This is a genomic window from Kribbella sp. NPDC056951 (genome assembly GCF_042674205.1).
GTDB lineage: Bacteria > Actinomycetota > Actinomycetes > Propionibacteriales > Kribbellaceae > Kribbella > Kribbella yunnanensis.
On sequence record NZ_JBHUQZ010000004.1, the window covers coordinates 567178 to 587553 of the forward strand.

A 20376-nucleotide genomic window follows, 5' to 3' on the forward strand; every position below is an offset into this window, starting at 1 on the left:
CGGACATGAGCGACGACATCAGGCTGCACGAGGACCCGGCGGCCGAGCCGCTGCGGCCCTGGCTGCCGGCCGATCTGCTGGACAACGCGGCCCGCACCATCTCCGACAACAAGACCATCATGCTCGGCCTCCCGGTGCTCGCAGCGGTCGCCCTGCTGGCCGTCCAGGCCGCGCTGACCGAGGTCGCCGTACCGGGTGGGATCACTGGGTTCTTCGGGGCCAGTGACCCGTTCGAGCAGGCCGGTGGGGCCTTGCTGCTGACGTACGGCGTTCAGCTGGTGCTGTTCGCGGTCGTGTCCAGCACGCTGGCCGGGATCATCGCCCTGGCCGCGGTCCGCAGCCAGCTGGGTCATCGGGTCAGCGCCCGCGAGCTACTGCGGCTGGTCCGGCCCACACTGCCCGCACTGGCGGCCGTGGGGCTGCTGCAGTCGCTGTCGTTCCTTGTACTGATCGGTGGCTGGCTGCTGGCTGTGTTCGGGATCGGCGCTGGAGCGGAGTCGGCAGTCTCAGGTGCGGTGGCCGGCGGAGTCGCCGTCGCACTGATGCTGCTGGGCGGACTGCTCGTGCTGATCTTCGGAGTCCGGCTGGTGCTGGCCGGGACCGTCGTACTGATGGAAGGCAAGCACGCACCGGACATCGGGCTGTACATACCGTCCCGAGTGGGGATTGTCGGCGCACTGCGGCGATCCTGGCAGCTGGTGAAGGGCAAGTTCTGGCGGGTGTTCGGCATCCTGCTCTTCGCGAGTGTGGTCGTGAACATCGTCAGCTACGCCCTGCAGTTCGGTGTTACGACGCTGGTGGTCACGGTCGGCTCCTGGGCCGACGCCAGTGACAGCAGCGGCGGCACTCTGATCGCCATAGTGGTCGGAGCGGCGGCCGGGATCGCGACGGTGATGACTCTGATCGCCAGTCTGGCCTTCATGTCCGCCGTACAGGCTCTTGTCTACCTGGACCTGCGCGTACGGCGTGAGGGCCTCGACCTGTGGATGCGTCCGGCCCTGCGTTCGGGAGGTACCGCGTGATCTTCGCCGAACCGCCGGTCGACATCACTCGCGACCAGGCTGCCCGTGAGGCGGCTGAGGAGTTGTCGAAGTCCGCCTACCGGCAGTCGGGCGGTTCGCTGATCGAGCGTGCCGTGAACAAGATGCTGGAGTGGATCGCCGATCTGCTGGACAGCGTCACCGGCGCCTCCCCCAACGGACACCTCGGGCTGATCCTGCTGGTGGCGCTGATCGCTCTGATCGTTGTCGTGGTGCTCTGGCGGGCCGGTGTATTGCGGACCAGCAAGCGTGGCCAGCGGCAACAGTCCGTGTTCGACACGTCCCGGCCGCGGAGCGCTGCGGAGTACCGGGCGCAGGCCGAGAAGGAAGCAGCCTCCGGCGACTTCACCCACGCGATCCGCAGCCGCTTCCGGGCCTGTGTGGCCGAGCTGGTCGAGCGGACCATCCTCGACGACCGCGCTGGCCGGACGGCGTACGAGGTGGTCGCGGATGCGGGACGCATCGCCCCGACGCTGCGCGACTCGCTGCAGCCGGCCGCGCTGGCCTTCACCGAGGTTGTCTACGGCAACCGTCCGGGTACACCGCAGCGGTACGCCGTGGTGGTCAAGGCGGACGAGTCTGCACGCGTCGCGCGGGTCAAGGTGAGTGGATGACCGCCACGAGTGTGCCGGTCGGCCGGGGCGCCGCGGAGAGCTGCCGGGTGCTGCGGCGACCGATGCTCATCACGGGCATCATCGTGCTGGCGGCGATCGTCGTACTGATCTTCAGCACTGCAAGCACTTCAGGACCGTTCAGCCCGGACTCCACCGAGCGGGACGGTGCACGGGCTTTGTCCAACCTGCTGAAAAACCACGGGGTGAACGTCAACGGGACTGAGCTGCTGTCGGATGCTGTGAAGCCAGGTGCAGGTAAGGCCCTGCTCATCGGGCCGAACGGCCAGCTGGATCGAGCCGACTGGCAGCGCATCGCGGACGCCGGCTGGAGCCACCTGATCCTGATGCGGCCCAGCGCTCGTCAGCTGGCGGTGCTGGCGCCGGGTGTGAAGAACGCCAGTCAGGGGCTCAGCTCTGAGAGCCGCGAGCCAGACTGCGACCTGGTGGCCGCGGTGAAGGCTGGGACCGTGACGGTCGGCGGGCCGACGTACTCCGCGCCTCAGGGCGCCAAGACTTGTTACGGCGATGGAATCAACCACACCGTGGTCCGGATCGAGACGGGTTCCCAGACCGTCGACGTCATCGGTACGTCGCGGTCCTTCACGAACAGCGAACTTGCGGACGACGGAAACGCCGCACTGGCACTCAACCTGATCGGCACCCACCAGGAACTGACCTGGTACCTGCCGCAGTTTGAGAGCAACGGTGTGGACGAGAAGGGCGACGGCGGGCCGCCGCTGGTCCCGCCGGACATCCGCTACATCGCCTGGGCGCTGGCGTTCGCCGTACTGGTGGTTGCGCTGTGGCGTGGGCGTCGACTGGGACCTGTGGTGGTGGAACGCTTGCCGGTGATTGTGCATGCGGCCGAGACCACTGAGGGCCGGGCGCGGCTCTACCGCCGGTCTCGCGCACGCGACCGCGCTGCGGCGGCGCTGCGCGAGTCGGCACTCGGCAAACTGCACAAGGCGCACGGCATCCCCCGACGGGCCGAACCGAGCGCAGTGGTTGCCACACTGGCCGCTCGGACCGGGTGGGACCCGCACACGCTGTACGAAGCGCTGTACGGCACGCCTCCTCTCGACGACGCCGCACTGTTGAACTTGTCCGACGTACTAGATGTACTCATGCAGGAGGTACGACACCCGTGACCACTACTGAGGTCAGCGCCGACCAGGCCAGGCAGGCGCTGGTGGCGCTGCGGACCGAGATCGGGAAGGCCGTTGTCGGTCAGGAGACCGCGGTCACCGCGCTGGTGCTGGCGCTTCTCTGCCGTGGCCACGTCCTGCTCGAGGGCGTCCCGGGTACGGCGAAGACACTGATGGTGCGGGCGCTGTCGATGGCGATGCGGCTGGACACCAAGCGGGTGCAGTTCACTCCGGACCTGATGCCGGGTGACGTCACCGGGTCGCTGGTGTACGACGCGAAGACGAGTGAGTTCGAGTTCCGGCCGGGTCCCGTGTTCACCAACATCATGCTGGCGGACGAGATCAACCGGACGCCTCCGAAGACGCAGGCCGCGCTGCTGGAGGCGATGGAGGAGCGGCAGGTCACTGTCGACGGGGTGTCGCGGAAGCTGCCGGTGCCGTTCGTGGTTGCTGCGACGCAGAACCCGATTGAGTACGAAGGGACCTATCCACTGCCGGAGGCGCAGCTGGACCGGTTCCTGCTGAAGGTGACGCTGGACATCCCGCCGCGCGACGCCGAGATCGCCGTACTGGCTCGGCATGCGCAGGGGTTCGACCCACGTGATCTCGAGGCGGCGGGTCTGCGGCCGGTGGCTGGGCCGGAGGACTTGCTGGCCGGACAGAACGCCGTACGGCGGGTTGCGGTTCGGGAGGATGTCCTGGCGTACGTGGTCGACCTGTGCCGGGCGACGCGGCAGTCGCCGTCGCTGCAGCTCGGGGTGTCGCCGCGTGGTGCTACTGCGCTGCTGGCGGTGTCGCGGGCGTGGGCGTGGTTGTCGGGTCGGGACTACGTGATTCCGGATGATGTGAAGGCTATGGCGCGTCCTTGCCTGCGGCACCGGGTGCAGGTGCGGCCGGAGGCTGAGCTGGAAGGCGTCAGCGCGGATGCGGTGCTGGAGAGTGTCCTCGCGACCGTGCCAGTGCCACGCTGATGGTTCTCACGGGCAGGGCTGGGCTGCTGGCTGGTCTCGGGGTGGTGTTCGTCGCCCTGGTGATGCCGAGCTGGTCTGGTGTCGGAGTCGTTATTGGTGTCGTGTTTTTGGTGTGCCTGGTCGACCTGTTGCTGGCGGGGTCGCCGCGGCGGCTGCAGCTCAGTCGGGAGGGTGATACCGCCGTACGGCTTGGTGAGCAGGCGGTTGTGCAGTTGCTGGTGACCAATCCGGGCCGGCGGGTCCGCGGGCTGCTGCGCGACGCGTGGCCGCCGTCGGCCGGCGTACTGGATCCGCCACACAAGCTCGACCTGCCTCATGGTGAGCGTCGCCGGTTGACGACGCATCTGGTGCCGACACGACGTGGTGATCGCCATGCGGATCGGGTGACGATTCGATCGATCGGTCCGCTCGGGTTTGCTGGTCGGCAGGGCGGGCATCAGGTGCCGTGGACTGTGCGGGCGCTGCCGCCATTCAACAGTCGCAAGCACCTGCCGTCGCGGTTGGCGCGGCTGCGTGAGCTGGATGGCCGTACGGCGTTGCTCGTGCGTGGGCAGGGGACGGAATTCGACTCGCTGCGGGACTATGTGCCGGGTGACGACGTCCGCAGTATCGACTGGCGAGCGACGGCTCGGCGAGGCAACGTCGTACTGCGCACGTGGCGTCCCGAGCGTGATCGCCAGGTCGCCATCGTCATCGACTCCGGGCGTATGTCGGCCGGGCGCGTCGGTGATGCGCCTCGCCTCGATCACGCCATGGACGCGGCGCTGCTGCTCGCCGCTCTCGCCACCCGTGCTGGTGACCGCGTTTCCTTGCTGGCTTGCGATTCCGCCGTACGAGCCGACGTACGACGACCTGCGCCGGAGGACGTGTTGCCGTCCTTCGTGAACGCTTTGGCAAACGTCGAAGCCGAGCTCGTGCAGACCGACTTCCGGGTGGTCGTCTCACAGGTCCTGGAACGCCTAGGCCAGCGGTCCCTGGTAGTCCTACTCACCGGCCTGGACCCCGCGGTCATCGAAGAGTCGCTGCTCCCCGTCATCGGCCCGCTCCTCCGCCGCCACGTCATCGTGCTGGCGTCAGTAGCCGACCCCCGCCTGACGGAACTCGAATCCACCCGCACAGACCTCATAGACGTCTACAACGCCGCATCCGCCGCCCGAACCCGCCTCGACCGAGATCGCGTCACCGCAGTCCTCACCCGAGCCGGCGTCACCGTAGTAGACGAAAACCCAGACCAAATAGCCCCCGCCCTGGCCGACACCTACCTAGCCCTCAAAAAAGCCGGCCGCCTGTAGGTGGGATTCGAAGGTGTGGCGGTGGGTTGTGGTGAAGGTGTGTTCTTGGCGGGACCAGGTGATGCGGTCTGCGCGTTGTTCGGGTGTGACGGCGGCTGTGGTTTCGGTCCAGAAGTGGGCGTTGCGGGACTGGCGTTCGAGGACGGCGTCGACCAGGGCGGCACGTTGTGGCGGGGTGGCGTTGTAGGCGTCGGCTAGGACTCGGACTTGGGCGGCTTGGCGGTCTGGGTCGTTGTGTTTTGAGGCTATGCACCAGGTCCAGGCGGCGTAGCCGAGGTCTTCTAGGGGACTGCCTGGGGCGGCGGTGTCGAAGTCGATTAGGGCGACGGGGAGGTTGTCGCGGAAGACTGCGTTGTTGGGGCCTGGGTCGTGGTGGCAGATCACCTGGTGGGGACCTGTGCGGGTGGCTTCGTGGAAGGCTCGGAGGAGGTTGCCGAAGGCTACTAGTTGGTTGTTTTGCCAGCGTTGGAAGCGGTCTGGGACCCATCCGTCTACGTAGGTGAGGATGTCGCGGCCCTGGTCGTCCTGACCTAGGTAGCGCGGGGCGCCGGTGAAACCGCGGGCTTCGAGCAATTGCAGCAGATCACCGGTGCCGGGCGACGCAGGACGTCGTACGGTGTTGTTGACTCGGATGACGCCTGGGGTGATTCGGCCTTGTTTCACTGGGTGGGGCGGGCTTGGGCGAAGGTCCAGTGGTGGCCTTCCAGGTCTTCGGTTTCGTAGCAGCGGTAGCCGTGTTGGTGGATGTCGGAGAGGATCTTGGCGCCGGACTGCTGGGTGTGGGCGAAGTGGGCGTCGAGGTCGTCTACGTAGATCCAGGTGCTGTGGTCGTGCTGCGGTGGGCGGGAGTCGGTGCGGGGGAAAAGGATGAGGCTGCAGTCGCCTACGTTGAGCTCGATCCACGTCGGCGTGGTTCCTTCGGCGGGGATGCTGGTCCAGGAGTCGAGGCCGAAGACGGTGTGGAGCCAGCGGGCCGCAGCTGCCGGATCTGCGTAGTACAGGGCAACAGCCAGGCGGTCCAGCTCGCGGGGCGTGCTGGGCGCGGCAGAGCGGCGGGCGATCCACTGCGGTACCCAGTGGATGACGTTCTTCCAGAAGTAGAAGGCCTTGGAACCACCGGTGACGAGAGCTTGTACGACGGTGACTCGGGTGCCGTCACCCTCAGCGGCGAAGGTGATCTCGGTTTCGGTGTCGTCGACGGAACTGCGGTAGGCGAAGCGGACGCCTGGTTCCCAGTCGGTGATGGTGCCGAGGACGAGGACGTCGTCGGGCAGCGAGTAGACCTCGAGGAAGCGGCCACCGACGCCTGGTTCGAGCTGCATGGCGGTGGCGCGGGCGGCGTCGAAGAAGTTGATGGGGCCGCGGACCCACCACAGATCGACCTCCTCGGTGAAGATCCGGAACGCGGTCGCCGGGTCGACCGGAACCTCGACGGTTGCTGTCGCTGACAGTTCGGTCATGAGTTCTCCACGTGTCGTTTGAAGGCGCCGAGCTGGTCGCGCCAGTGCGCTTGGACCTGGTCGAGCCAGGCCTGGACGGCGACGACCGGTTCGGGGTTCAGCCGGAAGAGGCGGACGCGGGCGTCGTCGGGAACGCGCTCGTCGGCGACCAGGCCGGCCTCGAGCAGGATCCGCAGGTGCCGGCTCATCGCGGGTGACGACGAGCCCGTGGCGACGGCCAGCTGACCGGCCCGCTGAGGGCCTTCGCCGAGCAGCCGGACAACCTGTCGCCGGGTCGGATCGGCGAGTACCTCGAAGAACCGGTCGACCTGATCTTCCACCATCCTGCAATAGTTCTACCAGATGTTAACTATTGTCAACCGCTGAAAGAACCTCGGAGTTGGTTGGATGGACCCCATGAGTGAGAGAGATGTCGAGAAGGACTACACGGTCGCCGAGTTCGCCGCCAAGCTCCGTCGGCTGGCCGATGCCCTGGAGGCGGGTAAGCCGTTCCGGATCCAGATCGCCGGAGAGCGCTTCACCGTCCCGAAGAACGCGCAGATCAGCGTCGAGCACGAGCGCTCCGAGGACGAGGAAGAGGTCGAGTTCCAGCTGAAGTGGGCACTCGCCGACGCGGACGAGGACCCCGAGGACGACGACGAGGTGTGAGACAACGACCTGCCGGGCCCCCAGGGTCCCGGCAGGTCAGCTCGCCGGACGCAACGCCGGTACGACGTGGCACGCCACCTGCGCGTCGGTGGCCGCGGGAAGGATCGGGAGCGGGGTCGTCCGGCAGGCATCGACACCGTTGCCAGCGGCCACTAGTTGGCAGCGAGGGTGGAAGCGGCACCCGGACGGGATCTGTGTCGGGTCCGGTGGTTCGCCAGTCAGGATGATGCGTTCAGGCGACTCGGGCAGGACCGACAGCAGCGCCCGGGTGTAGGGATGTTGCGGATTCGTCAGCACGTCCTCGGTTCGGCCGGACTCGACGATGCGGCCGAGGTACATGACCGCGACCCGGTCGGCGATGTTCCAGGCGAGGCCCAGGTCGTGGGTGACGACGAGGGCACCGAGACCGAGTTCGTCCCGCAAGCGCAGCAGCAGGGCCAGGATCTCGCCGCGGATCGACGCATCCAGGGAGGCGACCGGTTCGTCGGCGATCAGAATCTTGGGGTCCAGCGCCAACGCACCGGCAATCACCACCCGCTGCCGTTGACCGCCGGAGAGTTCGTGCGGGTAGCGGAGGAAGAACCGGTCGGGTGGGCGCAGACCGGCCCGGGCCAGCGCCGAGGTGACGACCGCTTCCTCGTCGGGCAGCTTGTGAATTCGGGGGCCTTCGGCAACTGCCTCGTAGACGGTGTGCCGGGGGTTGAGGGAGCCCATCGGATCCTGCAGGACGAGCTGGACCTGTCGCCGGAAGGCGCGGAGGGCGCGACCGGAGTAGTTCAGCGGCGAACCGTCGTACGAGATCGTGCCGGACCGCGGACGCTCCAGGCCGAGGAGGGTCCGGGCGAGCGTGGTCTTGCCGCAGCCGGATTCGCCGACCAGGGCAACAATTTCGCCGGCCCCGACCGAGAGGTTCACCCCGTCGACAGCACGCGCGCGCCCGAACTCAACCACGACATCCGTTGCCTCTAGCACGTTTCCTCCACCAGCACACAGGCAGCTGACCGGGCATCCCCGACCGGGCGCAGCTCGATCGGCTCGGTCGAACACGACTCCAACGCGACCGGGCAGCGCGGATGGAAAGCACATCCGCCCGGAAGCGATTGCGGGTCCGGCGGATCCCCGGCCAGCCCGCGCGGCGCCAGCCGCGAGGCCGGATCGCCGACTGTCGGAAACGCGGCCGACAGCGCTTGGCTATAAGGATGCCGGAACGACGAACCTGCCGGTCCGGTCTCCACCAACCGCCCGGCGTACATGATCGCGAGCCGATCGCACACGTCCGCCAGGACCGACAGATCGTGCGAGATCATCAACAGCGAGATCCCGTGCGAGGCGATCAACTGCCGGATCAGCGTCAACACCTGCGCCTGCACCATTAGGTCCAACGCAGTCGTCGGCTCATCCGCAATGATCAGCTGCGGCGAACACGCCAGTGCCATCGCGATCATCACTCGTTGCCGTTGGCCACCACTCAGCTCGTGCGGATAACTCCGCGCTCGCCAGCCCGGCAACCCGACCTGCTCCAACAGCTCAGCCACTCGCGACCGAGCCTCGGAAGCCGACGCCAGCCGATGCACCAGCAACGGCTCCGCGATCTGCTCGCCAATTCGCCGTACCGGATTGAGCCCGTGCTGTGCCCCTTGGAAGACGATCGACGCCGACGACCATCGGACGGCACGCAGCCGGCCCCACTTCATCGCCACGACGTCCTCGCCATCCAGCAGGATCCGCCCGTCGATCCGGGCGGTCCGCGGCAGCAACCGCAACAGCGACAGCGCGACCGTCGACTTCCCCGACCCCGACTCCCCCGCCAGCCCGACCGCCTCGCCGGCGGCGACAGACAACGACACCCCGCGTACGGCGGGGACCTCGCCACTGGCCAGTCGATAGGTCACGGACAACTCGTCCAGCTCGAGCATCAGGCCGCCCTCGTCCGCAACCGGGGGTTCAGTACCGTCTCCAAAGCCCTTCCGCACAAGGTGAAAGCCATCACGACGGCCACGATGCACAGACCCGGGATGAGGATGTACCACCATGCTCCGGCGGTCGCCGCACCCCAGTCGTACGAACCGCGCAACATGGTCCCCCACGAGGTCTTGTTCGCACTCACCCCGAGGAACGCCAGCGTCGACTCGGTGACGATCGCGCTCGCCACCTCGAGCGTCGTACTTGCCAGCAGCAACGGTGCGACATTCGGCAGCACGTGCCGGGTGGTGATGTGCCAGTGCCCGGCGCCGAGCGCGAGCGACCGTTCGATGTACGGCCGCGCCTCGACCGCGAGCGTCTGCGCGCGAATCAGCCGAGCCGTCGACGGCCAGGAGGTGACGCCGATCGCGATGATGATTGTCGCCGTACTGCCACCGAGAATCGCGGCCAGTACCAACGCGGTCACCAAGGACGGAAGTACCAGGAACCAGTCGGTCACCCGCAGCACGATCGCGCCCAACCAGCCCCGGAAGTGACCGGCCGCGATCCCGAGCACGGTCCCGATCACCATGCTGAGCAGGGCCGCGAGGAATCCGATCAGCAATGAGGTCCGCGAACCCCACCAGATCATCAGCAGCACCGACCGACCCGACTCGTCGGTCCCGAGCGGGTAGTCCAGACTCGGCGGCGCCAGCTTGGCCCCGGTACCTGAAACCACATTCGTCACGCCCGCATCGATGAACAGCGGCGCGATCAGCGCGAGCACCACCGCCAGCACCAGTACGACGAGACCCGCCATACCGGCCTTGTGCGTGCGGAAGTCGCGCCAGAACCGCGTGACCGAACGCTGCCGCCGTACCCACGCCAGGTTGCTCATACCGACCTCACCCGCGGATCGAGGACGTGGTAAATCACGTCGGCCAAGGTATTCATCAGGATCACCGACACCGTGATCAGCAGGAACGTGCCCTGCATCAACGTGAAGTCAGGAACCCGGATCGCCTCGTAGAACAACTGCCCGAGCCCCGGCCAGCTGAAGATCGCCTCGACCGTCACCGCGCCTCCGACGACGAATCCGATCCGCATGAACACCAACGTCACCGTCGGCAGCAAAGCGTTCGGTACGGCGTGCCTGCGCCGGATCTCGTCATCGCGAAGGCCCTTGGCCCGGGCGGTCGTGATGTAGTCCTGCTCGACCTCGTCCAGCACGGACGACCGCATCACCAGCAGGTACTGCGCATAGACCACGGCCACCAAAGTCAGACACGGCAACACCATGTGCTGAGCCACGTCGAGCACATAGCCGAAACCATCGGGCGCATCGACACTGGAGATTCCCCGCGTCGGAAACAGCCCTGGGATCGGCCCGATCCCGGCCGCGAACACCATCAGCAGCAACAGCCCGAGCCAGAACGTCGGCACCGACCACAACACCAGCGAGACAGCCGTGGAGAACCGGTCGAACCGCGAACCCGGTTTCCAACCGGCCCGCGCGCCCTGCCAGATCCCCAGACTGACCGCCATCACCAGCGCGGTTCCGGTGAGCAGCAGCGTCGGCCCGATCCGCTCACCGATCAGATCGAGCACCGGCCGCTTGTACTCGTACGACGTCCCGAGATCGAACCGCAGCGTCTGCCCGACGAAGTGCAGGAACTGTTCAGGAATCGACTTGTCCAGCCCGAGCCGCGCGCGCTCCAGATCCAGCTGCTCGGGCGTCATGTTGCGCCCCTGCGCCAACGCGCGCACCGGGTCGCCCGGCAGCATCCGGAACAGGAAGAACGTCGCCACGACGACCATCGCGATGCTCAGCAGCGCCCCGCCCGCCTTGGTCGCCGCATACCGTAGCAACCCGTGACGGGCCGGAGCCGCTTCGATGACGACGGTCATTCGCGCTCGTCAGCAGCACCCTGACGCCGTCGCGCCAGCACGAATCCACCAAGCCCCAGTACGACGACCGCCGCCGCGATGCCCGCGATCAGCCCGGTGTTCGAACCGCCATCGGTCTCGGCCGCAGCATCCTTCGTCACCGCCTGGACGGTGTAGAACGGCCAGTAGCCGCTGCCGCCGTACAGGAGGCCCTTGTCCTCGGGGATCGGCGTGATGCTGGCGATCCGGTCCTTGCGGTAGCCCTCGAGGTCGTTCGGGTAGTAAAGCGCGATCACCGGCGCGTCGACGTACAGGCGTTCCTGCATCTTCTTGATGATGTCGGCGCGCTTCGGGAGGTCGAGCTCCTTCTGCTGCTGCTTGTAGAGGTCCTCGTACTGCGGGTCGCAGTAGAACGACTCGGTTCCGCCACCCTGCCCGGATGCGGTCGGCCGGCGACTGCAGAGGTGCGTGCCGAGGACCTCTTCGGGATCGGGGTTCACCGACCAACCGCTGATCGCGATGTCGAACAAGGCCGTCGTACCGGTCTCCTCGGTGAACTTGCTGGAGTCGAGCCGGCGCGCGGTGAGCTGGATGCCGAGCTCCTTGAACCAGCCGGTCAGGTACTCGGAGAGCTTCTCCTCGCTCGGCGCATCGGTGTGGATGCTGAACCGGAAGGCCAGTTTGCGCGAGCCGTCGGGCATGGTGCGGATGCCGTCGGCACCCTTCTTGTAGCCGGCGTCGTCGAGAATCTTGTTGGCCTTGGCCGCGTCGTAGCTGATCTTCTCCGCGCCCGACGCCTCCCAGAAGAAGCTCTTGTACAGCGGCGGCACGATCGATCCGTCGGCCGGTCGGGCCAGCCCGTTCTGGGTCTCGGCGACCAGCTTCTGCTTGTCGATCCCGTAGTGCAGCGCCTGCCGCACGCGGGGGTCCTTCAGCGCCGGATGCCCGTCACCGATCGGCTTGTTGTCGCTGGTGGTCGCGCCGTGATTGATCTGCAGGTACGTCGCCCGCCGGCCCTCGGTGTTCCACTGGACGATGTTGTCCTCGCCCTTCAGCGACTCGAAGTCCGGCGGTGCGAGCCGGCCGATCAGGTCGATATCGCCCTTCTTGAGCCCGACGATCGCGGCGGCCGGGTTGTCGTAGAAGATCAGCTGCAACTCGTCGATCTTCGCCGGTCCGCGCCAGTAGTCCTTGTTGGCCTCGAGCCGGACGAACTGGTCCTTCTTGTACTCGACCGCGACGTACGGACCGCTGCCCACGGTCGGGTACTGGTCGGCCTCGTAATTCCCGATGTCCGTGACTTTCTCCCAGATGTGCTTGGGCACGATCGCCACCGGGATATCGAGCATCGACGCCTGCGGCGCCTTCAGCTTGATCGTCAGGTCCTGACCGCTCGCGGTGACACTGGCGAAGTTCTCGACCGCGGGCCCGTTGCCGGCCTTCGCCGCGTCGTCGGTCATCATCTTGTTGAAGGTCCAGGCCGCGTCGTCCGCGGTGATCGGCTGGCCGTCGGACCACTTCGCCGTACGGATCTTGAAGGTCCAGGTCAGCCCGTCGGGTGACGTCGTCCAGGACTCGGCCAGGTCCGGACTGGGCTGCAGGGTCTTGGAGTCGGGCACGGTCAGGAAGCTGTACATCCAGCGCTGCAGCGACCCCGAGACCAGCCGGACGGCGAGGAACGGGTTCATCGAGTCGACCGCCTGGGTCACCCCGACCTTCACGACCTTGCGTCCTGGGTCGGCAGCAAACGCCGTACCCGGTATCGCAACCACGAGACACAGCGCTCCGAGGATTCCCAGCCACCGTTTGATCATGGGAAGAAACCACACCAGCAAGCGCTGTCCTGTCAACGAGATACGAATCTTCGTCACATATACGTCATCATCTTTCCTCTTGACTACACGATCGTGTAGGAGTCTACTCAACTGTGTAGCCGAGAAGGAGGGTGCATGAACGACGACCTGACCGCGCGGGCCCGGATCCGGGACGCGGCGATCAAGCTGTTCACCGAGCGTGGGATCGAGGGCGCCTCGATCCGCGACATCGCCACCGAGGCCGGCGTCTCGTCCGGACTGGTCCGCCATCACTTCGGGTCGAAGGAGGCGCTGCGCGAAGCCTGTGACGCCTACGCCCGGGACCGAATGATCGAGCTCGGCCGCGAGCTGATCGACGAGAAGGGCCTGGAGAACGTCAACGTCGCCACCGTGCAACCGGTGTCGTTCCCGCTCCAGAGCTATCTGGTCCGCTCGATGATGGACGGCTCCGAGACCGCGGGTGCGCTGTTCCTGCAGACGGTCGAGTACGGCGAGGAGTGGGCGAAGGCGCACGGTGTCGTCGCCGACGACTACCGGGCCTGGTCCGCGGTGATCGCGGCGATGAAGCTCGGCGTCTTCGTGCTCCGCGACCAACTCGAACTCGCCCTCGGCGAGGACATCTCCACCACCGCCGGCTACGCCCGCCTGACCCGGGCGTTCGTCGACATCTTCTCCCAGCCACTGCTCACACCCGAGCAGACTGCCAACCTCCGAAAGGACAACTGATGACCGCTGCGGCGATCCACACCGAGGGCCTGGTCAAGACCTTCGGACGTACCCGGGCCCTGGACGGTCTCGACCTGACGGTCCGCACGGGTGAGGTGCACGGCTTCCTCGGCCCGAACGGCGCCGGGAAGACCACCACGATCCGGATCCTGCTCGGTATGACCCGACGCACCGACGGTACGGCGCGCCTGCTCGGCGGCGACCCGTGGTCGGATGCGACCGCCCTACACCGTCGGCTTGCCTATGTCCCCGGCGACGTCACGCTGTGGCCGAACCTGTCCGGTGGCGAGGCGATCGATCTGCTCGGCCGGATGCGCGGCGGTCTCGACAAGAAGCGCAAGGCCGAACTCCTGGAGCGGTTCGATCTCGACCCGCGGAAGAAGGCCCGCACGTACTCGAAGGGCAACCGGCAGAAGGTCGCCCTGGTCGCCGCCTTCGCCTCGAATGTCGAGCTCCTGCTCCTCGACGAGCCCACCTCGGGGTTGGACCCGTTGATGGAGGAGGTCTTCCGCGAGGTCGTGCAGGAGATCAGTTCGGGCGAGGGCAAGACCGTGCTGCTGTCGAGCCACATCCTGTCCGAGGTCGAGGCGCTCTGCGAGCGGGTCACGATCATCCGGGCCGGTCGCGCGGTCGAGAGCGGAACGCTGTCCGGGCTGCGACACCTGACCCGTACGTCGATGACCGCCGAGCTCGCCGGTCCGCCGAATGGCCTGTCCTCGCTGACCGGCGTGCACGATCTGCGCGTCGAGGACGGGGTGGTGCGATTCGACGTGGACACCGAGGAGATCAACGCCGTACTGCGGCAGCTGGTCGATGTCGGCGTCCGGAGTCTGGTCAGTCAGCCGCCGACGCTGGAGGAGTTGTTCCTCCGCCTGTACGAACCGGAGGCGGCCCGATGACGACCTTGGCCGGAACCGGCGGGCTGATCCGGCTGATCCTGCGCCGGGACCGCATCGTGCTGCCGCTGTGGATCGTGTTCCTGACCGCAATCCCGGTCAGCTACGCGGCGTCGTACGGCGAACTGTTCCCGACCGCGGAATCGCGGCTCAGCTACGCGAACAACGCCGGTTTCATCACCCTGTACGGCGAACTGTCCGGGACCTCGCTCGGTGAATTCGTCACCTGGCGACTCGGGTTCGTACCGCTGATGGTCGGGCTGATCGGTCTGCTCACGGTGATCCGGCACACCCGGGTCGAGGAGGAGACCGGGCGTTCCGAGCTGCTCGGGTCGAGTGTGGTGGGGCGGCACGCGGGGCTTGCCGCCGCACTACTTGTTGCCTTCGGCGCCAATGCCGTGCTCGGTGGATTGCTTGCTCTGGGCATGCACAGTCAGGACCTGCCATGGGCGGGATCGGTTGCCCTTGGCCTCGAATTCGCCAGTGCTGGTTGGTTCTTCGCAGCGGTCGGCGGAGTCGCGGCGCAACTGACCGCCAACGCCGGGACCGCGCGCGGGATGGCGATCGGCGTACTCGGGGCGTCGTTCGTACTGCGTGCCGCCGGGGACACGAGCGCGCACACCGACGGTCCGCTCGCCTGGTTGTCGTGGCTCTCGCCGGTTGGTTGGGCGCAACGGATCCACCCGTACGGCGCCAACCGCTGGTGGCTGGGAGGGCTGTTGCTCGCGGCAACCGTCGTACTGGTCGCGGCCGCGGTTCAGCTCGCCGTACGGCGTGATGTCGGGTCGGGGCTGTTGCCCGCGCGACTCGGGCCGGCCGAGGGTCGGTTGGGGTCGCCACTGGGATTGGCCTGGCGACTGCACCGCGGGCTGCTGGCCGCGTGGACCTCGGCGTTCCTCCTGCTCGGCCTGCTCTTCGGCGGTGTCGCCGAAGGGGTCGGCGACATGATGCGGGACGATCCGAAGATCCAGGAGATGTTCCAGCGGATGGGTGGCTCGGCCGGGCTGATCGACTCGTTCCTGGTCGGCGTCATGATGATCACCGGGCTGATCGCCTCGGCGTACGCAGTCCAATCGACGCTGCGGTTGCGCGCCGAGGAGACGAGCGGTCGCGCGGAACCCGTCCTCGCGACCGCAACCAGCCGACTCCACTGGGCTGCCAGCCACCTGATCTTCAGCCTCCTCGGCCCGGCCATCGCTCTCCTCGCCTCCGGCGCAGCAGCCGGCCTCGCCTACGGCATGGCGGTCGACGACGTCGGCACCCAACTCCCCCGCCTGATCGCCGCCTCCCTCATCCAACTGCCCGCCGTCTGGCTCCTGGCCGCCCTCACTCTCGCCGTGTTCGGCCTAATTCCCCGAGCCTCCCAAGCCGCCTGGGCGGGCCCCACGCTCTGCATCCTGATCGGTCTCACCAGCGCCGGCATCCAACTGGCCCCCTGGATCAAGAACCTCTCCCCCTTCACCCACCTCCCCCAACTCCCCGGCGGCGACACCCACCTAGCTCCCATCGTCGTCCTCCTGCTGATCACCGCCGCCCTGGGTGCACTAGGCCTGACCACCCTCCGCCACCGAGACCTCCCCACCGCCTGACGGGTCCGATGTCAAGAACGGGGGTACTGCTCCGACGTGACCTCTAAAGAGAGGAGACGTCATGAGTGACGCATTGCCGAAGGTGACTGATCGGGCCGGGTTCCTGGCGGAACTGGACGAGTTGCGGGTTCGCGAGAAGGCGCACAGCCGGGAGGCGGACGCGATTGCCGCGGCTCGGCGGCGGTTACCGATGGTTGAGGTGGATGCGGGGATCACAGTGGCGGGCCCGGACGGGCCGGTGACTCTGCTGGAGGCGTTCGAAGGGCGTCGGCAGCTGATCGCGTACTACTTCATGTGGCATGACGGGCATCCCGCGACTGAGCAGTGTCCGGGGTGCACGTGGTGTAACGGGGCTGTCGGCGAACTGTCCTATCTGCACTCGCGCGACATCACGTACGCCGTGTTCTGCCAGGGCCCGTACGACGAGAGTCGGCGGTACCGCGACTTCATGGGCTGGACGATGCCGTGGTACTCGTCGGCCGACTCCCGCGACAAGTTGCTCGTCGGCAGGACTCTCGGCCAGATGTACTTGGTCTGCTACCTGCGGGACGGCGACCGGGTGTTCGAGACCTACTGGACGACGTTGCGTGGGGTCGAGGTGATGGACAACAGCTACCACCTGATGGACCTCACCGTGTACGGGCGCCAAGAGGGGCACGAAGACTCGCCGGACGGTTGGCCGCAGGAGTGGGCGAAGGCCGAGCACATCCTGATGACCAACGGTCGGCCGATCGCCCAGTGGTCACGCATCGAAGCCGGGCGATCGGACGCAATCTAGGTTCGGGCGTTGCGGGACCAGACGAAGCAGTAGGCGCCGAAGGCGGCGATACCGAGGGCCAGGACGGTGAGCAGGATCGAACCGAAGGGTTGTTGTTTGATCGTGTGCAGGGCGGCGTCGAGACCGCCTGCCTTGTCCGGTTCGTAGCTGATCGCGGCCCAGCCGAAGAGCACGCCGACCACGACGAACGCGACGCCCTTGGCGGCGTACCCGATGCGGCCGAGCAGGACGGTCGTGTCGGAGACGCCGCCAACCAGGTCCTCGGTGAACTTCTTCGTGTATGCCTTGTACAGCTGGCGGATCCCGATCCCGACCACGACCAGGCCGACCACGACGATCAGTGCCCGGCCGAAGCCGTTCTCCATCAACCGGGCCGACAATGAGCGTTGCTGGTTGGTGCTCGAGTTGCCGGCGCCGATGGCGACCTTCACCGCGCTGATTCCGAGCAGGAGGTAGACCACGGCACGGCCGGTGTACGACACCCGCTTCTCGGTGTCGAGGTCGGCGTACGCGAGGTCGAGGGCGCGCCAGACCACCAGCGCGAACAGGCCGATGGCGACGATCCAGAGCAGGACCCCACCGAGTGGCTTACCGGCGAGCTCCTTAAGGGCGCCTTGCTGGGATGCCTCCTGCGACGACTGTCCCCAGGCCAGTTGCAGGGCGATCCACGCGATCAGCAGGTGGACGACGCCGTACGCGATCAGGCCGACCGTGACAGCGACGCCGTACCACCTGCTGTGTCTGACTTCCTGGGCGGATCTCATCTTGATCCGGTGCCCACCGGCAAACGACTAAGTGGCTATTGGAGCGGCCGCGTCTTCCTCTTCGACGTCGCCGGACTCGCCTAGGCGCGCGGCGCGACGGCCGAGGATGTAGACGTACAGGAAGAAGCCGATCTCGGCCACGATGCCGATACTGATCCGCACCGGCCCGGGCAGGAACGGCGTCACGAACGCCTCGATCACGCCGGTGAGCAACAGGATCGCGGCCAACCCGATCGCCATTCCGATCGTGGCGCGGCCGGTCTGCGCGAGGGCCTGCATGCGGGTTCGGGCGCCGGGCACGATCCACGACCAGCCGAGGCGCAGTCCGGCGGCGGATGCGATGAAGACCGCGGTGAGCTCGAGCAGGCCGTGCGGCGTGATCAGGCTGAAGAACAGACCGCCCTTGTCGTGGCTGATCATCAGCCCCGCGCTCACACCGAGGTTGAGTGCGTTGTCCCAGAGGATGAAGACCGAGGGGATCAGCAAAATACCCAGTGCGAGTACGGCGGCGCTCAGCGTGGCGTTGTTGAGCCACACGCGCAGTGCGAAGTCCTGAGCCGGGTTCTCGGAGTAGTACGCCTCGAAGTCGTGGTCGACCAACTGCTGGATCTGAGCCGGCGCAGCGATCGAGTCGATCACCTCGGGGTGCGCGAGGATCCGCCACGCCGACCAGGCCGCTACCAGGTAGAAGAGCAGGCCGATGGTGAGCCACCAGCGTCTGGAGACGTAGAGGGCAGCCGGGAAGCTCACCAGGAAGTACCTGGAGATGTCTCGCCAGACAGGTGCCTGAGCACCGGTGACAGCGCCTCTGGCGTCAGCAATCAGGCCGGAGAGCCGTCCGATCGACACTGGGTCCGCACCGGCGGCTCTGAGCGCGGACAGGTGCGTGCCGACGCGCTGGTACAGCGTGACGAGCTCCTCTGCCTCAGCACCGGTCAGACGCCGCTGCCGACGAGTCAGATAGGCCAGACGGTCCCACTGCGGCTGATGCACCGAAACGAACGCCTCGACGTCCACGAACACCTCCTCCCGTCGCTGGATCCCTGGGCTGGCAGACTAGCCCGACCGGGTGTCTAACCAGGAGGGGGGCGGCAGAGTGTCTCAGTTGGTCACGGGCGAGGCGGTCGTCCTCCAGGTGCGGATCGCACGGATGCCGACGCGGGCGCTGGCCTGTGCGATCGACGTGATGATCCAGATCATGGTGCTGAGCGGTCTCATCGGGTTGCTGTTCGGATTCCTGATCAGCGAGCAATCGAGCGAGGCACTGGCGTTCGCGCTGGTGACGATCGTCGTACTGCTCGTGGTGGTCGGCTACCGCCTCGTGATGGAGACACTCACCCGCGGGCGGACCGTCGGCAAGATGGTGCTCGGGCTCAAGGTGGTCCGGGACGACGGGTCGTCGATCCGGTTCCGGCACGCGCTGGTCCGGACGCTGATGTGGTTCTTCGTCGACTTCGCGCCGTGGTTCGCGGCCAGCCCGGGGATTGTCGCGAGCCTGATGAACAAGCAGGGCAAGCGGATCGGCGACATGGTCGCCGGCACCGTGGTCATCCGCGAACGGCACCAGGCGATGGCGTCGCCGCCGCTATTCGTGCCGGCGCATCTGGTGGCGTGGGCACAGTCGCTCGAGCTGTCGCAGCTCCCCGACGAGCTCGCGAACACGGCCCGCGACTATCTGGCCCGCTTCACCGAACTACAGCCCGCCGCCCGCGCCGCCCTCGGCGAGACTCTCGGCCACCGCGTCGCGCAGCTCACCGCGCCCGCACCGCCGACCCCGATGATCGCGCCGGCGTTCCTGTCCGCCGTACTGGCCGAACGCCGCCGCCGCGAGCTCATCCGCCTAGCCGTCGTCCGCCCGGTAACCACCGGCCCCTTCGGCCCGGCGTCTAGCCCGAACCAGTACGCCGTACCGGCCGGCCCGTTTGCACCGCCCAGCCCGTACGGCGTCCTCCCGCCCGAGCCCGTGCCCACCTTCGCCCCGCCACCACCCGCCCGCGAACAGACCCCAGCCACCCACAACGCCCAGGGCTGGGCCACCCCCGGCAGCAACCAATCCGGCTGGTCCTGAACACCCGAACGACAGGACGTATACGGGTACGCAGCCACCCCGCTGAGCGTGGCCGCCCCGATCATCCGGGCCAGAGCGGCCACACCTCCTGTCGTTACGGTGATCAGGCAGCTTGCTGCCAGGCGGGCAGGAGCTGGTACGCCGGCAGCTAGCGTTGCCGGCATGAGCCTTACTCTGACGCCGTTCATGGTCCGGCTGGACGAGGTGCACGCCGTCGTCGGCAGCCGGAATCCTCGGACCTACGAGGTGTTGAGCCAGTGGGCCGGCGCTGGATGGGTCGCCGAGGACGAGCAATTCGACTACGAGATCGCGGACGGAGCGCCAACCAGCAGCGAGGCCGCGCTGGCGGTGATCAACGGCGGGCCGTTCGACAAGGAGTACGGCCACCGGTATGCCTCGGCGTACCACGACATCTGCGGGTTCATGACCGACTTCACCCTGCCGTACAACGAGTTCAGCGGCTTCCGCAGCGGGTGGCTCGTGGACGTCGGCAAAGGGCTCGAGCACCTCGGCATCACCACCGCGAAGCTCGACGACCTCGTCTACGGCACACTGCCCGCTCCGTTGCCGTTCGCCGAGGACTGGTACTACGGCGAGTGGGACACCGCGACCTGCCGAGCCGGGTTCGCGCAGTGGCAGGCGAGCACCCCGCAGCAACAGGCCGAGCTGCATCCGGAGGTCCTGGCCGCGGTCAAGACCTGCGTCGCCTGGATGGAAGCCGTCGTCGTCACCGACCAGAGCGAAGGCGAGTTCGGCATCGCAGGCTTCCTCGGCTGACAGAA

The 20376-nt window shown here is 67.2% G+C and carries 22 protein-coding genes; 12 read left to right on the forward strand and 10 right to left on the reverse strand.

Features of this window, described 5'->3' with window-relative positions:
- Positions 1–5 precede the first annotated feature (5 nt).
- The 5 genes from ACFTSF_RS20705 to ACFTSF_RS20725 are packed head-to-tail and all read left to right on the forward strand — an operon-like array spanning position 6 to position 5062.
- The gene (locus ACFTSF_RS20705) at positions 6–1022 is read left to right on the forward strand and encodes a hypothetical protein (protein ID WP_380155264.1); all 1017 of its coding nucleotides are present in this window, start codon (positions 6–8) and stop codon (positions 1020–1022) included.
- Positions 1019–1654 (forward strand): DUF4129 domain-containing protein, encoded by a 636-nt coding sequence (locus tag ACFTSF_RS20710; protein WP_380155265.1) that lies wholly within the window; start codon positions 1019–1021, stop codon positions 1652–1654. The genes ACFTSF_RS20705 and ACFTSF_RS20710 overlap by 4 nt, the downstream gene beginning before the upstream one ends.
- The gene (locus ACFTSF_RS20715) at positions 1651–2802 is read left to right on the forward strand and encodes a DUF4350 domain-containing protein (RefSeq protein ID WP_380155266.1); all 1152 of its coding nucleotides are present in this window, start codon (positions 1651–1653) and stop codon (positions 2800–2802) included. Before ACFTSF_RS20710 ends, ACFTSF_RS20715 begins: the two co-directional genes overlap by 4 nt.
- Positions 2799–3770: a MoxR family ATPase gene (locus ACFTSF_RS20720; protein WP_344157604.1), complete on the forward strand. Its 972-nt coding sequence runs from the start codon at positions 2799–2801 to the stop codon at positions 3768–3770. The genes ACFTSF_RS20715 and ACFTSF_RS20720 overlap by 4 nt, the downstream gene beginning before the upstream one ends.
- On the forward strand, positions 3770–5062 hold the full coding sequence (locus ACFTSF_RS20725) for a DUF58 domain-containing protein (RefSeq protein WP_380155267.1): 1293 nt from the start codon (positions 3770–3772) through the stop codon (positions 5060–5062). The genes ACFTSF_RS20720 and ACFTSF_RS20725 overlap by 1 nt, the downstream gene beginning before the upstream one ends.
- Here ACFTSF_RS20725 and ACFTSF_RS20730 read toward each other — a convergent pair.
- The 3 genes from ACFTSF_RS20730 to ACFTSF_RS20740 are packed head-to-tail and all read right to left on the reverse strand — an operon-like array spanning position 5033 to position 6845.
- Positions 5033–5725: a phosphotransferase gene (locus tag ACFTSF_RS20730; RefSeq protein WP_380155268.1), complete on the reverse strand. Its 693-nt coding sequence runs from the start codon at positions 5723–5725 to the stop codon at positions 5033–5035. The genes ACFTSF_RS20725 and ACFTSF_RS20730 overlap by 30 nt on opposite strands.
- On the reverse strand, positions 5722–6522 hold the full coding sequence (locus ACFTSF_RS20735; RefSeq protein ID WP_380155269.1) for a VOC family protein: 801 nt from the start codon (positions 6520–6522) through the stop codon (positions 5722–5724). The genes ACFTSF_RS20730 and ACFTSF_RS20735 overlap by 4 nt, the downstream gene beginning before the upstream one ends.
- Positions 6519–6845 carry a metalloregulator ArsR/SmtB family transcription factor gene (locus tag ACFTSF_RS20740; RefSeq protein WP_344157592.1) on the reverse strand — a complete coding sequence of 109 codons (327 nt, stop codon included), beginning with the start codon at positions 6843–6845 and terminating at the stop codon, positions 6519–6521. The genes ACFTSF_RS20735 and ACFTSF_RS20740 overlap by 4 nt, the downstream gene beginning before the upstream one ends.
- Before the next feature lie 73 nt (positions 6846–6918).
- On the opposite strand from ACFTSF_RS20740, the gene ACFTSF_RS20745 reads away from it, so the two are divergent.
- Positions 6919–7170: an amphi-Trp domain-containing protein gene (locus tag ACFTSF_RS20745; RefSeq protein ID WP_376026248.1), complete on the forward strand. Its 252-nt coding sequence runs from the start codon at positions 6919–6921 to the stop codon at positions 7168–7170.
- Between the two features lie 36 nt (positions 7171–7206).
- On the opposite strand, the gene ACFTSF_RS20750 is transcribed toward ACFTSF_RS20745, so the two are convergent.
- The 5 genes from ACFTSF_RS20750 to ACFTSF_RS20770 are packed head-to-tail and all read right to left on the reverse strand — an operon-like array spanning position 7207 to position 12773.
- Positions 7207–8142: an ABC transporter ATP-binding protein gene (locus ACFTSF_RS20750; RefSeq protein WP_380155270.1), complete on the reverse strand. Its 936-nt coding sequence runs from the start codon at positions 8140–8142 to the stop codon at positions 7207–7209.
- On the reverse strand, positions 8136–9086 hold the full coding sequence (locus ACFTSF_RS20755) for an ABC transporter ATP-binding protein (protein ID WP_380155271.1): 951 nt from the start codon (positions 9084–9086) through the stop codon (positions 8136–8138). The genes ACFTSF_RS20750 and ACFTSF_RS20755 overlap by 7 nt, the downstream gene beginning before the upstream one ends.
- On the reverse strand, positions 9086–9970 hold the full coding sequence (locus ACFTSF_RS20760) for an ABC transporter permease (protein ID WP_380155272.1): 885 nt from the start codon (positions 9968–9970) through the stop codon (positions 9086–9088). Before ACFTSF_RS20760 ends, ACFTSF_RS20755 begins: the two co-directional genes overlap by 1 nt.
- Positions 9967–10980 (reverse strand): ABC transporter permease, encoded by a 1014-nt coding sequence (locus ACFTSF_RS20765; protein ID WP_380155273.1) that lies wholly within the window; start codon positions 10978–10980, stop codon positions 9967–9969. The genes ACFTSF_RS20760 and ACFTSF_RS20765 overlap by 4 nt, the downstream gene beginning before the upstream one ends.
- Positions 10977–12773 carry an ABC transporter substrate-binding protein gene (locus ACFTSF_RS20770; protein ID WP_380155274.1) on the reverse strand — a complete coding sequence of 599 codons (1797 nt, stop codon included), beginning with the start codon at positions 12771–12773 and terminating at the stop codon, positions 10977–10979. The genes ACFTSF_RS20765 and ACFTSF_RS20770 overlap by 4 nt, the downstream gene beginning before the upstream one ends.
- 135 nt (positions 12774–12908) lie before the next feature.
- On the opposite strand from ACFTSF_RS20770, the gene ACFTSF_RS20775 reads away from it, so the two are divergent.
- The 4 genes from ACFTSF_RS20775 to ACFTSF_RS20790 all read left to right on the forward strand — a co-directional run bounded on the left by ACFTSF_RS20775 (position 12909) and on the right by ACFTSF_RS20790 (position 16762).
- Positions 12909–13499 (forward strand): TetR family transcriptional regulator, encoded by a 591-nt coding sequence (locus ACFTSF_RS20775; RefSeq protein ID WP_344157566.1) that lies wholly within the window; start codon positions 12909–12911, stop codon positions 13497–13499.
- Positions 13499–14398, forward strand: a complete 900-nt coding sequence (locus tag ACFTSF_RS20780) for an ATP-binding cassette domain-containing protein (RefSeq protein ID WP_380155275.1) — start codon at positions 13499–13501, stop codon at positions 14396–14398. The genes ACFTSF_RS20775 and ACFTSF_RS20780 overlap by 1 nt, the downstream gene beginning before the upstream one ends.
- A complete protein-coding gene (locus ACFTSF_RS20785) occupies positions 14395–15984 on the forward strand; it encodes an ABC transporter permease (RefSeq protein ID WP_380155276.1) in 1590 nt (529 codons plus the stop codon). The genes ACFTSF_RS20780 and ACFTSF_RS20785 overlap by 4 nt, the downstream gene beginning before the upstream one ends.
- A 61-nt stretch (positions 15985–16045) precedes the next feature.
- Complete coding sequence (locus ACFTSF_RS20790; protein WP_344157557.1) at positions 16046–16762, forward strand: DUF899 family protein; 717 nt, start codon at positions 16046–16048, stop codon at positions 16760–16762.
- On the opposite strand, the gene ACFTSF_RS20795 is transcribed toward ACFTSF_RS20790, so the two are convergent.
- Both ACFTSF_RS20795 and ACFTSF_RS20800 read right to left on the reverse strand, forming a co-directional pair.
- Positions 16759–17526: a DUF1206 domain-containing protein gene (locus ACFTSF_RS20795; RefSeq protein ID WP_380155277.1), complete on the reverse strand. Its 768-nt coding sequence runs from the start codon at positions 17524–17526 to the stop codon at positions 16759–16761. The two genes, ACFTSF_RS20790 and ACFTSF_RS20795, sit on opposite strands and share 4 nt — an antisense overlap.
- A 27-nt stretch (positions 17527–17553) precedes the next feature.
- Positions 17554–18543: a stage II sporulation protein M gene (locus ACFTSF_RS20800; RefSeq protein ID WP_344157551.1), complete on the reverse strand. Its 990-nt coding sequence runs from the start codon at positions 18541–18543 to the stop codon at positions 17554–17556.
- 79 nt (positions 18544–18622) lie between these two features.
- Between ACFTSF_RS20800 and ACFTSF_RS20805 the strand changes: the two genes are divergently transcribed.
- Both ACFTSF_RS20805 and ACFTSF_RS20810 read left to right on the forward strand, forming a co-directional pair.
- Positions 18623–19594 (forward strand): RDD family protein, encoded by a 972-nt coding sequence (locus ACFTSF_RS20805; protein ID WP_380155278.1) that lies wholly within the window; start codon positions 18623–18625, stop codon positions 19592–19594.
- 162 nt (positions 19595–19756) lie between these two features.
- The gene (locus tag ACFTSF_RS20810) at positions 19757–20371 is read left to right on the forward strand and encodes a hypothetical protein (RefSeq protein ID WP_380155279.1); all 615 of its coding nucleotides are present in this window, start codon (positions 19757–19759) and stop codon (positions 20369–20371) included.
- Positions 20372–20376 lie beyond the last annotated feature (5 nt).

What these genes read in the sequence shown, in the direction of transcription:
- ACFTSF_RS20705 (WP_380155264.1), top strand. Translation starts at nt 6, where the DNA reads ATGAGCGACGACATCAGGCTGCACGAGGACCCGGCGGCCGAGCCGCTG.
- ACFTSF_RS20715 (WP_380155266.1), top strand. Translation starts at nt 1,651, where the DNA reads ATGACCGCCACGAGTGTGCCGGTCGGCCGGGGCGCCGCGGAGAGCTGC.
- ACFTSF_RS20725 (WP_380155267.1), top strand. Translation starts at nt 3,770, where the DNA reads ATGGTTCTCACGGGCAGGGCTGGGCTGCTGGCTGGTCTCGGGGTGGTG.
- ACFTSF_RS20735 (WP_380155269.1), bottom strand. Translation starts at nt 6,522, where the DNA reads ATGACCGAACTGTCAGCGACAGCAACCGTCGAGGTTCCGGTCGACCCG.
- ACFTSF_RS20740 (WP_344157592.1), bottom strand. Translation starts at nt 6,845, where the DNA reads ATGGTGGAAGATCAGGTCGACCGGTTCTTCGAGGTACTCGCCGATCCG.
- ACFTSF_RS20745 (WP_376026248.1), top strand. Translation starts at nt 6,919, where the DNA reads ATGAGTGAGAGAGATGTCGAGAAGGACTACACGGTCGCCGAGTTCGCC.
- ACFTSF_RS20755 (WP_380155271.1), bottom strand. Translation starts at nt 9,086, where the DNA reads ATGCTCGAGCTGGACGAGTTGTCCGTGACCTATCGACTGGCCAGTGGC.
- ACFTSF_RS20760 (WP_380155272.1), bottom strand. Translation starts at nt 9,970, where the DNA reads ATGAGCAACCTGGCGTGGGTACGGCGGCAGCGTTCGGTCACGCGGTTC.
- ACFTSF_RS20765 (WP_380155273.1), bottom strand. Translation starts at nt 10,980, where the DNA reads ATGACCGTCGTCATCGAAGCGGCTCCGGCCCGTCACGGGTTGCTACGG.
- ACFTSF_RS20770 (WP_380155274.1), bottom strand. Translation starts at nt 12,773, where the DNA reads ATGATCAAACGGTGGCTGGGAATCCTCGGAGCGCTGTGTCTCGTGGTT.
- ACFTSF_RS20775 (WP_344157566.1), top strand. Translation starts at nt 12,909, where the DNA reads ATGAACGACGACCTGACCGCGCGGGCCCGGATCCGGGACGCGGCGATC.
- ACFTSF_RS20780 (WP_380155275.1), top strand. Translation starts at nt 13,499, where the DNA reads ATGACCGCTGCGGCGATCCACACCGAGGGCCTGGTCAAGACCTTCGGA.
- ACFTSF_RS20785 (WP_380155276.1), top strand. Translation starts at nt 14,395, where the DNA reads ATGACGACCTTGGCCGGAACCGGCGGGCTGATCCGGCTGATCCTGCGC.
- ACFTSF_RS20790 (WP_344157557.1), top strand. Translation starts at nt 16,046, where the DNA reads ATGAGTGACGCATTGCCGAAGGTGACTGATCGGGCCGGGTTCCTGGCG.
- ACFTSF_RS20795 (WP_380155277.1), bottom strand. Translation starts at nt 17,526, where the DNA reads ATGAGATCCGCCCAGGAAGTCAGACACAGCAGGTGGTACGGCGTCGCT.
- ACFTSF_RS20810 (WP_380155279.1), top strand. Translation starts at nt 19,757, where the DNA reads ATGAGCCTTACTCTGACGCCGTTCATGGTCCGGCTGGACGAGGTGCAC.